The organism is Pseudomonas coronafaciens pv. oryzae str. 1_6 (genome assembly GCF_000156995.2).
Lineage (GTDB): Bacteria > Pseudomonadota > Gammaproteobacteria > Pseudomonadales > Pseudomonadaceae > Aquipseudomonas > Aquipseudomonas tremae.
Map to the genome: position 1 here is coordinate 2,802,576 of NZ_CP046035.1, position 13,201 is coordinate 2,815,776.

Annotated in this window: 11 protein-coding genes; 3 read left to right on the plus strand and 8 right to left on the minus strand. The window is 58.4% G+C overall.

The features are described 5' to 3' along the window. The first annotated feature begins 162 nt into the window (after positions 1 to 162). On the plus strand, positions 163 to 651 hold the full coding sequence (locus POR16_RS12670; protein ID WP_005886753.1) for a MarR family winged helix-turn-helix transcriptional regulator: 489 nt from the start codon (positions 163 to 165) through the stop codon (positions 649 to 651). A gap of 54 nt (positions 652 to 705) precedes the next feature. On the opposite strand, the gene POR16_RS12675 is transcribed toward POR16_RS12670, so the two are convergent. Further along, positions 706 to 2,028, minus strand: coding sequence for an OprD family porin (locus POR16_RS12675; RefSeq protein ID WP_005886752.1), 1,323 nt, complete (start codon positions 2,026 to 2,028; stop codon positions 706 to 708). Between the two features lie 326 nt (positions 2,029 to 2,354). Between POR16_RS12675 and mhpT the strand changes: the two genes are divergently transcribed. Next, positions 2,355 to 3,569 carry a 3-(3-hydroxy-phenyl)propionate transporter MhpT gene (mhpT, locus tag POR16_RS12680; RefSeq protein WP_024670071.1) on the plus strand — a complete coding sequence of 405 codons (1,215 nt, stop codon included), beginning with the start codon at positions 2,355 to 2,357 and terminating at the stop codon, positions 3,567 to 3,569. Positions 3,570 to 3,635: 66 nt separating this feature from the next. Here the strand turns inward: mhpT and POR16_RS12685 are convergent, their stop codons facing one another. From POR16_RS12685 to POR16_RS12695, 3 genes are all read right to left on the minus strand, one after another. Beyond that, on the minus strand, positions 3,636 to 4,583 hold the full coding sequence (locus POR16_RS12685) for a SphA family protein (RefSeq protein ID WP_005886749.1): 948 nt from the start codon (positions 4,581 to 4,583) through the stop codon (positions 3,636 to 3,638). Positions 4,584 to 4,666: 83 nt separating this feature from the next. After that, entirely contained in the window at positions 4,667 to 5,434 is a 768-nt protein-coding gene (locus POR16_RS12690) for a coniferyl-alcohol dehydrogenase (RefSeq protein WP_005886747.1), read from the minus strand. Positions 5,435 to 5,504: 70 nt separating this feature from the next. Further along, a complete protein-coding gene (locus POR16_RS12695) occupies positions 5,505 to 6,986 on the minus strand; it encodes a benzaldehyde dehydrogenase (RefSeq protein WP_122381292.1) in 1,482 nt (493 codons plus the stop codon). Between the two features lie 276 nt (positions 6,987 to 7,262). Here POR16_RS12695 and POR16_RS12700 point away from each other — a divergent pair, with 276 nt between their 5' ends. After that, positions 7,263 to 9,032 (plus strand): sigma-54-dependent Fis family transcriptional regulator, encoded by a 1,770-nt coding sequence (locus POR16_RS12700; protein ID WP_122381291.1) that lies wholly within the window; start codon positions 7,263 to 7,265, stop codon positions 9,030 to 9,032. A 58-nt stretch (positions 9,033 to 9,090) separates the two neighbouring features. On the opposite strand, the gene treS is transcribed toward POR16_RS12700, so the two are convergent. The 4 genes from treS to POR16_RS12720 all read right to left on the minus strand — a co-directional run bounded on the left by treS (position 9,091) and on the right by POR16_RS12720 (position 13,125). Further along, complete coding sequence (treS, locus tag POR16_RS12705; protein ID WP_005886738.1) at positions 9,091 to 11,154, minus strand: maltose alpha-D-glucosyltransferase; 2,064 nt, start codon at positions 11,152 to 11,154, stop codon at positions 9,091 to 9,093. 157 nt (positions 11,155 to 11,311) lie between these two features. After that, a complete protein-coding gene (locus tag POR16_RS12710; protein WP_230855681.1) occupies positions 11,312 to 11,881 on the minus strand; it encodes a LysR family transcriptional regulator substrate-binding protein in 570 nt (189 codons plus the stop codon). Between the two features lie 47 nt (positions 11,882 to 11,928). Continuing rightward, positions 11,929 to 12,177, minus strand: coding sequence for a helix-turn-helix domain-containing protein (locus POR16_RS12715; RefSeq protein WP_005886735.1), 249 nt, complete (start codon positions 12,175 to 12,177; stop codon positions 11,929 to 11,931). A 342-nt stretch (positions 12,178 to 12,519) separates the two neighbouring features. After that, positions 12,520 to 13,125 carry a DJ-1/PfpI family protein gene (locus tag POR16_RS12720; RefSeq protein WP_005886732.1) on the minus strand — a complete coding sequence of 202 codons (606 nt, stop codon included), beginning with the start codon at positions 13,123 to 13,125 and terminating at the stop codon, positions 12,520 to 12,522. Positions 13,126 to 13,201: the final 76 nt, after the last annotated feature.

A 13,201-nucleotide genomic window follows, 5' to 3' on the forward strand; every position in this document is an offset into this window, starting at 1 on the left:
AAATATAGTTATGTCAATTAACCATTAATGCAATTAATCACTATTTTGGCACTCCGGCAAAACAGGCTGGTCTTAGTCATGACTGCCCCATAGCTATCGGTCGCCAACCTCGGCAAACTGATCGGCTGATCGACCCCAACCATCAAAAGGACCGCATTTTCAATGGCCAAGCCATCCGACATCGCTGATGTTATCCAGTCGCCGGTACAGACTGCCGAGGTAGCTCTGCCCACCGAGTCCGCGCTGGATGATCTGATCGGTTATGCCATGCGCCGGGCACAGCTCAAACTGTTCCAGAACCTGATCGGCCGTCTTTCCGCTCATGACCTGCGGCCGGCGCAGTTTTCGGCACTCGCGATCATCGAACAGAACCCTGGCCTCATGCAGGCTGATCTGGCCAAAGCACTGGCGATCGAGCCGCCTCAGGTTGTGCCGTTGCTGAACAAACTGGAAGAGCGCGCACTTGCGGTACGTGTTCGCTGCAAACCGGACAAACGCTCGTATGGCATATTTCTCAGCAAGACCGGCGAAACGCTGCTCCGTCAACTGAAGCAGATTGCCGTGGACAGCGATCTTGATGCCACCGCAGCACTGAACCAACAGGAACGTCAGGACCTGCTCAGGCTGCTGAAAAAAGTCTACCAGGCTTGAAATCGTCATCAGCGGCGCTTCGCCGCTGGTGACCGACCGATTTCCAGTGCCTGATCACCAGAGCGGCAAGCTGTACTGGACGATAAAACGCGTCTGGTTTTCATCACGAAAAGCTGCTCCCGCCGGGAAGTCATTTCGATAGATCGACTTGCGTGCCAACAGGGCAACGTTCTTCAATGGACCGCTCTGGACGACATAGCCTAGCTCCATCTGAAACTCTCGCTCTTTTCGATCGTCGGCATTAAAGGCAGCCAGCTCTATGTTGTCGCCGCGCACATAGCGCAGACGACTGCGCAGACCGACAAGGCCTACCGCAGTGAAGTCATAGTCGTAAATGGCCTGCCAGGTGCGCTCTTTGGCATTGAGAAAATCCGAGCTCATGGTCATTTCGCTCAACCCCATCAATTCAGTGCCCGACACATAAGGCGTCGCTGTGTCGCCGCTGGAATGCATGTAACCCAGGCTGAAGCTGTGCCCTCCCCACTTGTAACCCAGCAGCGCCGAGAGATTCTGGTTATCGACCTCTCCGGCCTTCGCGCTGCCGGTGTCGCTGCTGAAGAAACTGCGCAGATCGGTGCTCAGTACACCGTCGCCGATGTCCAGCTTGTGCAGCAGCGCCAGGGTGTTCTGGGTATAAAGGTCGGCCACTTCGGCATGATAGGCACGCACGCTCAGGGCTTTGCTGACCTGGTAATCAGCCCCGGCATAGGCCATGTGCGATGACGTAGCCGCGCCGTTGAAACGGCGGTTCGGCGCTGCAATGCTGATTGCCTGATAGTTGCTGGAGTCACGCTTGTTGACCCGGTCGATATAGCCGGCATTCATGGTCAGACCGTCGATCTCCTTTGAGGTCAGCGTCGTGCCACGAAAGGTCTGCGGCAGCAGACGCGAGGGGCTGGCAAAGGCAAACGGCAGGAAAATCGACACATCGCCGGTCTTGATCGTGGTCTCGCTGAATTTCAGCTTGCCGGTCAATGCCAAACGCGAATATTCGTCGGCCGCGCGTCCGTCGCTGGCGGAAACTGGCAACAACTCGGTGCCGCTACGGTCCGGAGATGAGTCCAGCTTCATGCCGACCAGAGCCCGTGCATCAAGACCAAAGCCGACCGGTCCCTCGGTAAAACCCGACTCGGCATTCATGATGAAGCCCTGCGCCCACTCCCGGGTGGCCGTCTTGGCACCGTCATCCTTGTAATCGCGGTCCATATAGTAATTGCGCAGCGTCAGGGTGCCGTGGCTGTCCTCCAGAAACCCTTGGGCCTGCGCAGTATCAGCCAACACGCTGATACCCAGCAGGCCGAATGCGAAGCGGTAGGTTTGTCCACGAAAAAAACAGACTGCAACGGCGCTGACTGCATCACGAGTGTGCATCGGCATATTCGATTTCCAATTATTGTTGTTGTTTTTGGGGTTCGGGCCCGCGCTTGATGGCAGGCTGTCAGTAGAGAATTGAAAGATTAAGCGCTGGCGTCAATCCACAATGATCGATAATCGAACATTAATATTATTAACCACTTTAAGATAATCCTTATCATACAATCCTAAGCCTATGTTTATAAACGAATAAACGTCCGACTTCTCGATAGACAGGCGCAGATTCTTTTTTTAGTTATTTTTGTTACCTTGATTCGCGCGGGTTTCGAACCTTCTACAGGGTTCAGGAGCCGACTTTGCAGACAACAAAAACAACAATGAGGCTTGCCATGAACAGTCCGTTGCGTCGCTCGACGCTGACCATCTTTTTGTGTTTCATCGTCGCGCTTATCGAAGGGTTCGATCTGCAGGCTGCCGGCACCGCCGCAGCCGGATTGCGGCAGACCTTCTCGCTTGATCCCAAAATGATGGGCTGGGTGTTCAGTGCCGGAATCATCGGCCTGCTTCCAGGCGCATTTTTCGGAGGCTGGATTGCTGATCGCATTGGTCGCAAGAAGATTCTCGTGGTCGCCGTGCTGCTGTTTGGGGTTTTCTCGCTGAGCACCGCTTATGTGCAGTCTTTTTCCGGCCTGTTGCTAGTGCGCTTTCTGACCGGGCTGGGTCTGGGAGCAGCGTTACCCAATCTGATTGCGCTGTGTGCGGAAGCCGTAAGCGAACGCCATCGCGGGCTTGCGATCAGCGTCATGTATGCGGGCGTTCCATTGGGCGGCGCGCTGGCTGCGGTGGTGGCGATGTTCACCAGCGAGCACTGGCAGACTACGTTCATCATCGGCGGTCTGGCACCTTTGCTGGCGGCACCTTTGATGATCCTTCTGCTGCCGGAGTCCAGCGCCTTCAAACAGCAGACTTCTGCGAGTGCTATTAAGCATTCAGCCGCCAGCGCGTTATTTGGCGAAGGCCGGACGCGTACCACACTGGCTCTGTGGGTCGGCTATTTCTTTACCCTCACAGTCATGTACATGTTGCTCAACTGGCTACCGTCACTATTGATCGCGCAGGGTTTCAGCAAGCCACAGGCGGGCATGGTGCAGATGCTGTTCAACATTGGCGGCGCTTTGGGTTCTTTGCTGGGCGGGCTGTTGCTGGATCGCTGCAACGGCATGAAGGTCGTACTGTTTGTCTATGCAGGCCTGCTGGCGGCACTGGCTGGTGTGGGCGTGTCGGTCGGTATCGTGCCGATGGCGATGGCCGGGTTTGCTGCCGGGGTGTTCGTCATGGCGGCACAACTGGTGTTGTACGCATTGGCGCCGCCCGCCTACCCCACCTCGGTGCGCGCTACCGGCGTTGGGGCTGCCGTTGCAATCGGTCGTCTTGGTTCGGTCGCCGGCCCCTTGGCTGCCGGGCAATTGTTGGGCGCCGGTGCGGGAACCGCTGGCGTACTGCTGGCGACCTCGCCAGGCCTGGTGATCGCCGCATTGGCGGCGATCACTGTACTATCGCGCGCCTCGGCATTTGGCAAGCGCGAGCTCAAGACAGCGAGTTGAGCGATAACAACATCGGCGCTCATCGCCACACAGCGATGAGCGCTACACTTGGGCTTACTGCAAGCGTTACAACTTATGCAGGAAGTTAAGCACCAGCTTGTTGCCTTCAGTACGGTTTTCCGCGCCCTGTTCGAAGTAACTGTTGACCGTCAGAACGTTCTCTTTGTTGAAGCTGTACAGAACGCCCGGCCCGATCGCCCAGACTTTTTCCTTGCGACCGCTCACGTCGTGGCCGCCCACCTGAGTGTCGGTGAATTGCTTGAGCCAGTAACCGTTGAGTCCCACCGAGAGCTGTTCGGTCACTGCATATTGCAGGGTCAGGTTGGCGTGCAATGCCTGGCCTGCCTGTGTGTCGGAAACACTGCCAAAACCGGCTTGCGGGTCATCGTTCTTGCCATTCCACAAGTACATGAAACGCCCGCTGGCCGACCACTTAGGCGAAAACCAGTAAGTGGCCGCGTAGTACGGGTTGAACGACCAGAAGTTGCTGCCGGGGTTGATTGAGCGGTTGCGGTTGTAGGCGCCCACCGGAACAGACACATCGGCTTCGACCCGCTGGGTCAGTAGCGGGCTGCCATCGGCCCGAGTCAGGGTCGGCAGTTGCAGATAAGGACCGATAACCACGTCGCCGAAACCGGCGCGCGAACTCAGTGCGCTGTTATCAAGACCATCGTCCACGCCAACATGCGCCAGCGAAGTGTTGATTACGGTAATGCCCGGCATTGCACCGTTGGCCAGAGGCTGGCCGACGTAGATTATCTGTGTGGTAACTGCCAGTGCATCAACGTCTTGCCTGGGCAGCTGCAGTTTGTCGCCATTGGCGTCATTGAAACGGCTGGCTTTGGAATAGTTGAGGTATTCCTCCAGGTACCAGCCCGGCCCGGCAGGCGCTGGCGAGCCGTCGTAGAAGCTGGTATTGCCCAGGTTGAGGCCTGGTAGATCGTAAGCCAGTGCCGCCGATGAAAGAAAAACCAGAGAAGTGGACGCAACGGTACGCAAGATAGACTTGGGCATCTTGGGATTCCTGTACTTATTGTTGTTATTTTTTATAACCCCGGTTTCACGACCGTGTCGCCGGGGGGGAACGCTTTACATCTTCAGACGTACGAGGCCGCAAGTCCGCCATCCACCGGGAGGTTGACGCCGTTGATCCAGCGTGACGCGTCCGAACAGAGAAACCCGATCACGTCAGCTACCTCGTCGGCCAGCGCGGGGCGTTTCATATGCAAACTGTCGCGTGCCACTCGCGCTTCACCGACCATACTCACGAAATCGCCAAGGATCGGCGTGAACACCGGCCCTGGCGCGACGCAGTTGACGCGCACCGAATGATCGCGAAACCACGCTTGCGCCTGCTGAAAGCTCCAAACGATCAGCGCCTCTTTGAAGTACTGGTAACAGGTGTCCTGCGCCACCGGATTGGCCGCCAGCCACTGCTGGCCATCGCTGTAGCTATCGGTGGCAGCCAGCGCCTTGTGCAGTTCCAGCCGCTCGGCCCATTGCGAACCCAGCACCGACGACACGTTGACAATGCTGCTGCCCGGCGTCATGCGTGGCAGCAGGCACTGTGTCAGGTGTCGCAGCCCCAGATAGTTGACTTGCGCCACGGCCTGGACCGGCGCCGTGCCGGGCACTCCGGCAATGTTGCACAGGGCGTCGATCTGCGCTGGCAAGCGCTCAACCAGCGCATTGATGCTCTCAGGGTCACCCAGGTCGGCCTGAAAGAACCCGTCCACGGTGAGTTGCGGTTCATGGCGATCGATACCGATGACTCGCGCGCCGTGAAAGCGCGCCAGACGCGCGACCTCGGCGCCGATGCCGGACGAAACGCCTGTGACGATCAGTGTTTTGTTAGTCAGGTTCATGCTCACGTACTCTTATTGTTATGGGATCACGTCATTGATGTCTGAAAAGCTGAAGCGACTTGCGTAAATCTCAGAAAGGATAAGCCGGGGGCTGGTTTTTCACGGTAACCCACTGCCATTGGCTGTATTCATCCCAGTCAGAGGGGCTGCCTGCGCTGCTGCCGTTGCCAGACGCACCACGCCCACCAAATGCGTTGATGCATTCGTCGGCCACTGTCTGATCGTTGATGTGCAGCATGCCGCACCTGAGCCGGTCGCCAAGCGCTGTGGCGCGCCCTACGTCGGGAGAGATGACCGCCGCAGCCAGGCCGTATTCGGAACGATTGGCCAGCAAGATGGCTTCTTCGTCGGTGGAAAAACTGGCCACAACCGCCACCGGACCAAATATTTCCTCCTCAAACGCGCGCATCCCAGGCTTGACGCCGCTGAGCACGGTCGGGCGATAGAACAAGCCTTCATATTCGCCGCCGGTTTCCAGCTGCGCGCCGGCTTGCAGGGTGTCAGTAACCACTTGATGCACGTGCTGCAATTGCCGTTCATTGATCAGCGGACCCAGTGCAGACTCTCCCCGTGCGGCATTGCCCACCGTCAGGGCCCGGGCCTTTTCAGCCAGCTTACGGGTCAGGCTGGCAGCGACGGACTCGTGAACCAGAATCAGCCCCGTTGCCATGCAGATCTGTCCTTGATGCAGCCACGCACCAAAGGCTGCATTGCTTGCGGCCAGATCAAGGTCGGCGTCTTCAAGAATGATCAGCGGATTCTTGCCGCCCAACTCCAGGGAGACCTTCTTGAGGTTTCGCCCGGCGGCTTCGGCGACTTTACGTCCGGCCACGGTCGAACCGGTGAAAGTGATCATCTGCACATTGGTGTCGCGGCATAACGCTTCGCCTGCATCTGCCGCACCGGGTAGCACGTGCAACAGGCCCTTGGGCAGACCTGCTTCCTCAAACAGCCGGGCAATCAGGAAACCGCCGCTTATCGGCGTCTGTGGATCGGGCTTGAGGACCACGGCATTGCCGGCAGCCAGCGCCGGAGCTACCGAACGCAGGGAAAGCACCAGCGGGAAATTGAACGGCGATATGACCCCCACCACCCCGTGTGGGACACGCCGTGCATACGACAGGCGACCGGCCGCGCTTGGCAGTATCAAACCGTGCCCGTGGGCCTGCGACAGCATGCCTGCGGCCTGGCGTAGCAGCACGATGGTTTCGTTAACTTCATGCTGGCCCTTTTGCAGGCTGCCACCGGTCTCGCGGGCAACATAAAGCGCCAGCTCATCGAAAGCACAGACCGCGTGATCAGCGGCCAGAAGAAATACTTCTGCTTTTTCTCGAGGCCCCAGCGCAGCCCAGGCAGGCTGCGCCAACGCGGCTTCTCGGCAAGCGACGGCGATGTCCGCCGGGTTGGCCATGGCTGTGTTCATCAGCAATTCGCCGGTGGCAGGCTCGATGACGGCTTGCAGCCGTGCCGAAGAAGGAATCCAGTCACCATTGAAGATGCACTCGGCCTCAATCGCAGGTTGCAGAAGGAAGGTGTCGTTGGACGCAGACATTTCAGGACTCCGGCTTTTATGGTTGTAATCGCCTGTACCCATCGAATGGGTAACACGCGCCGTAATCACTCCAGAGCAAAGCCTGTGCCGGGATTGCCATTATAAGGTCATATATCGGGTCAACAGCTCTATCGCATGGCTTTCCAGCTCTGATGCTTTTTTCAGAGAGCAACGCACGTAGCAATGTCGCCTACGAGGCTTGTTCATTTGATCAAGTTATGTTTACTAACTAACTGACAGATTGATCATTTCGATCATACAGGCCGAGGCACAAGAATGAACAACCCTCACAGCCACTTCCCCTATCATAGCGCCAGCATTGAGCGCGCCTCGCCTCGCGGCGACAGCACGCATTTTGATGTCGGCGACTCTCCGACCGCTGAAGAGCTGACAAGCTGCCTGTTCTTTTCACCTGACGATGGGCGTATCTGGCTCAATGACCAGCGCATGCTGTTGCTGCACAGCTCATCGTTTGGCACGTTGCGCCATGAAATCATCGAGCGCCTTGGCCAGGAACATGCTCGCGGCATGTTCACCCGTGCCGGTTATCTGTCCGGAGCCCGGGATGCCCGGCTGATCCGCGAGCGCTGGCCGTTGGCAGACGCCACCTCGGCATTCCGCGCCGGTACGCACCTGCATACGCTGGAAGGCATGACCAAGGTCGAACCGTTGCACTTCAAGTTCGATGCAGAATCGGGTTTTTACGAAGGCGAGTTTCTCTGGCATAACTCCTGCGAAGCCGACGAGCATGTCGCGGCCTATGGCGTCGGCCAGGATCCGGTGTGCTGGACCGAGGTCGGTTATGCCATTGGCTTTGTCAGCGGCCTGTTTGGCCAAATGGTGATTTTCCGGGAAGTGGAATGCCGTGGAATGGGTCATGCCCACTGCCGGGTCATTGGCAAGACCGCCGAACAATGGGGCGATGTCGAACGCGATCTGAGTTACCTGAGTGTGTTGAGCTCGCCAGGGCCTGCCCACCAGACGCCATTCGCACCCAGCCATGATCAAGCGCCGCCTGCCGGGACCGATCAACCGCTGATCGGGGCCAGCGCGGCGTTCAACAGCGCCACACAAGCGTTGCAAAGAGTGGCTATGACTCCGGCGACGGTACTGATCAGCGGCGAGTCAGGCGTCGGCAAAGAGATGTTCGCTCGTCAACTGCACCAGCTCAGCCGACACCGGGACGGCCCGTTCGTGGCGCTCAACTGTGCCGCCATTCCAGACAACCTGATAGAGGCGGAATTGTTCGGTGTGGAACGCGGGGCCTACACCGGCGCGACGCACTCCAGGCCCGGACGCTTCGAACGAGCCAATGGCGGTACGCTGTTTCTGGATGAAATCACATCACTGAGCCTGGCCGGGCAAAGCAAATTGCTGCGCGCGTTGCAGGAGCGCGAGATAGAACGTGTGGGCGGCGGGCATGGCATCAAGGTCCATGTGCGAGTGGTGGCGGCAACCAACGTCGACCTGCGCAAGGCCGTGACCAGCGGTGATTTTCGCGAAGACCTGTTCTACAGGCTCAACGTTTATCCGATTGCCCTGCCCCCGTTGCGCGAGCGCCGCGATGACATTCCGCTTCTTATCAATGCGTTTTTGAAGCGGTTCTGTCAGGAATACGGCAGGACGCCTGCGGGATTGACAATGCGAGCATTGAAAACCCTGTTGCGTTACGACTTCGCCGGCAATGTGCGTGAATTGCAGAACCTGATCGAACGCGGGCTGATCGCCAGCGATGAAGGCCAGGCCATTGATCTGGTGCATATCTTTCGCAACGAGTCGCTACCAGCGGGTTCTTACTCGCTGAATCACGATGGCGTATTGGCGCGAGCCACTTCGGTAGCGGGGGAAACAGTCCCTGAGGCGGGACTGCTGGATTCGCTGGCGCAGAACGACCAGGCCTTTTCGATTGACGATCTCGAACAGCGTCTGATCCGTGAAGCACTGGATAAAAGCCACGGCAACCTGTCGGCAGCCTCGCGCTTGCTGGGCTTGAGCCGCGCCCAGTTCGCCTACCGTCTCAAGAAATGCCCACCCAAGGCCGTTTGAGCACTGCAAACCCGGCAAGCGACTGAAGCGCGGCTCAAGGCCGCGTTTCATGCCGACATCACAAAGGCAGTGTGCTGACCACCCTCAACGCCAGACCTTCATAAGCATCCAGCGTGATGGTGAACTCGCCCTGCTCGGTCAGATCGCCTTCCACGCGTTCGTTGATGATGTCGACCACCGGGCCAGACGCGATGCCTGGCAGGTTCAGCGTCTCGACGATGGTCTCGGCACTGAAGTTGAGGGCGGTAATCTGCGTGCCCTTGCCAGCTGGCAACTCATGAACCATGACCAGCAGGCCCGGGTGTTCGACGTCCGGGATCAGAATCTGGCGGCTGGCGGCGATATCGTAAGCACGACGCACAGCGAGAATCTTCTTGAGCTGCGAGGCAAAAGAGTCCGGCCGTTTCAGTTGACTGACCAGGCTGCCATACAGCGTCCTTGGGCGCGGCATGTCACCTGCCGAAAACTCGGCTTCCGGGTCCAGATCGGCCAGATCATAGGCGCCCCGGTGAATCCAGCGCGTGTCACCATCCTGCATCAGATGGTCAACCTGCTCGGCGGGCAAGGTCAGCGCGCCGACCAGGTCCCAGCCAGACAAGGCAAACACACCGGGCTGCATGGCGTTGTACATCGCCAGCAACAGGTGGATGTGCTGAATCTGCTGAATATCGGCATCGGTGATCGCGTCCAGATCGCGAATGCCCAAGGCGGCCGTGATGATGCTCGCAGTGGTACACGACACCCCGTTGGTGACGAACTTGAGGTTGTAAGGCGCATGCTCGCCGGACAGTTTCTCGTACATCTCTTCGCGAATATGCTCGCGCAGGATGTTGCCGGGGAATGTCTGGCCCTGGTAATGGAATGTATCGTGGGCGTGCAGCGTCCAGAAATGCACCAGTTCCAGCGTCAGCTCGTCGTGGTTCTGCAACGCGTGGATCAGCGAAGCGGGATCAATGCCATAAGCATGCACCTGACGCAGCATCAGGCGCAGGAACTCAGTGGTGCCGGTCAGCAGCGCGTGCTGGTAGGCGGGCCGCGTGATGAAGTCGTAGGACAGGTCAGCGCCGCCCTGCCCCATGGACGCGATGTCATCGATGGTCAGGTTCAGTTCCTGAAAGCTGAAGCCCCCCGCTTTGCGGATCGCCCCGGCCAGCAGTTGGTTGCCTGTGATCGACAGCGGATGGCTTTCCGACCACGCCGTGCCCTCGGCACGCCGTTCAACGCCGAGAAAACCGTTGGCGTCCAGGCGCAATACGCGGGCACCCATGACATCGATGGCGTGCAACGCATCACCGATGATCATCTGCTGCGCTGCAAAGCTTGGGTCCAGCCAGTTCAACGAAGGCTGGCCGTCCTTGAAATAATGCAGGTAAACCCAGCGCCGCGCCTTGCCATCGACGCCTTGCACCACGTCGGTCGCGCTCCAGTCTGTTTCCTTTACACCCGGCTCGAAAAAGATGACTCGCTGCAACTGACCGACGATGTAGTGCTTGTCGCGCAACTGATCGACCACGTCCGGCATCAGATTGACCGCGTCACGGCCAGCCGCGACGTCGGGCAGCAGCGACCAGTCTTCTTCACGGATCTCGACCATATGAAACAGGCCTGGATAATCCTCATACGCCATCTCGGCGAGGCGGAAGTCTGCGCCCTTGCCAGTGTGCGACGGGATGATGTCGTCGATGATCACCGCATTGTGCGCCGCAGCAATGCGCGTCAGGCTCAACAATTGTGCTTCGGTGCCCAGGTCCGGGTCGATGCCGAAGCTGATGCGGTCGAAATTACCATCGATACTTGGCGTACGTTCACGGCCTTGCAGTCCGCCAGAGAGCTTGAGCGGCCCGTTGTGAATACCCTGAATGCCGATTTCGGACAGGGCATGCCACAGCGTTTCGTCGCCCAGCGCTTCAAGTACCGAGCCGCCTTCACGGGTGACGATCGATGCCGGATAGGCGGTGAACCACACCGAAGCGATAGCGGACGCATCTCTGGGACGCGCCAGCGCAAATGGACGCTGCCAGAGCCTGCCTTGCCCCGAATAGGTCTTGGCGCGCTGTCTTGCGGCATTGAGCATCGATTGCTCGACCAGCCAGTCCACGTACTGCTTGTCCGGTATCGTCATAGCGTCCTGTCTTCCTCTCGAATCGGCGACCTGAGGCGATCCTTGTGCGGAACGCCCTGAATGTATTACCTAGGGATATGAGCCCAACAGACCTGAATCGTTGCATTGATGTGCGGACCCGATTGCCGCCGACAGCCCTGCGACAGTTTTTTCCGACTCAATAATGCAGCGCCGCAGGGGGCGCCGGCTTTTTCAGCGCTTGAATCACGGCATTGGCCGCAGTTGACAGCAATGAGGCCGGACGAGCCACCACACTGATCTGGCGCATGACCATCACAGGCAGCGCAATCTGCTCCAGCTCACGGAAGCCGTCGCGCAACAACATGCTGGGCACGATAGAGATGCAATGGCGCTTGGCGACCAGATCCATAAGCGTTTCCAGACAGGTGAGTTCTCCGCGTTGGCTGAGCCTGACCTGAGCCGATGCCAGTTGCTGATGCAGGCGCTCCACGCCGGGATGCCGCCACGCCACATAACGTGACACCTGGGACAGCTCGACAAAACTCTGCGGTAGCGTCCGCCTGGCGCGCGCGGCGACCAGTACATAATGGTCAGACCACTGATGGTGCTCCATGTAGTGCTCGCTCAGCAGCGTACCGGGCAGGATGAGAATGTCGGCCGCGTCCTTGATCAATGCATTCAATGAAGGGTTCTGCTCGCCCGGGTACAGTACATTCAAGTGGATATCGGGGTAATGACGGGCGAGAAAATCCAGTGAAGCGGACAGGCTCGTCTCGCGAATATGGGTGTGGTAATGGATGGTTACGCTGCCACTCACCCCATTTTTTTTAATTGCTCGAGGGTGGCCATGACGGTCCCCAGTGTCTGGGTAATGACCTTGCCATCAGGGGTAAGCTTGCAGCCGGTCCGACTGCGGATAAACAGCCGCTTTTCGAAGAAGTCTTCGACCTCCTTGATGGCATAGCTGATGTTGGACTGGCTGCACCCGAGAATGGCCGCGGCCTCCGAGAACGAACCGTGCTGTGCAACGGTTTGAACGACTTTGAAGAAGTGGGTTTTCATGTCCTGAACTCTGTTTTGCTAGGGGTGGGCGCGGGCCAGCCGCAGGGCTGAAGGCTGCTGAACTGAAAAATCGGGAATGCAGAAACCCCCGCCGATACACCGGACTGCCCGGCCTGTCGGCAATTCAAAGAGATGTCTCAAGCGTGGCAAAGCGACTGCTGGCTGTCCGTGGAACGTTCGCTATGCAGGTTTCGGGCGCACAGCGTGATGCGTGGTATCCGCAGGCTGGATATCCCGGGTAACGGCGGATATGGTTACGTCGCATTGATCGTCAGCAGTGCGCTCTGACGCGTCTGGTTTGCCGGCAGCGACCTTGCTAATGGCTTGGCTACCGGGGATGACTCAGTCGTTTTCGGTCCAGTCAAAATCCATTTGCAGCGCAGTACGCTCGGCCAGCTCCCGGCTGTGCAGACGCTCCACCAGATGAAGGCTCATATCGATGCCGGCTGAAATGCCGGCCGATGTCACGAATGAGCCTTCATCGACCCAACGCAGGGTGCTAAGCACGTCCACTGAAGGAAACATTTCCTTGAGGTCGTTGATGTCTTCCCAGTGCGTGGTCACCTGCTTGCCGGCCAGCTTGCCGGTCTTGGCCAGCAAGAACGCCCCGGTACACACTGCGGCGATTACACGACCGGGCTGCGACTGCTCACTGATCCAGCGAATCACGTCAGACTTTTCCAGTTCGGCAGTGATCACCCCTCCTGGAACGATCAGGCAATCGACAGGTGGATGGTCGCTGATCGAAAAGTCAGGATCGACCTTCAAACCGGCGCGGGCACGCACCGATGCGGTGCTGCGGCCAATGGTGAATACGTTGAACAACTGGCGGTCATCACGGGTGTTGCGAGCATGCATGCGTGTTGCGGTAGTGAACACTTCGTAGGGGCCGGCGAAATCGAGAACCTCGACGTCGTCATAAACGTAGATACCGATATTGAGTGGCACGAATTGGCTCCTGGGTCTGCTTGCCAGACCGCTTGCATGTTAAGGTTTCACCGGGGCAGATTACGCAGTGACGCCG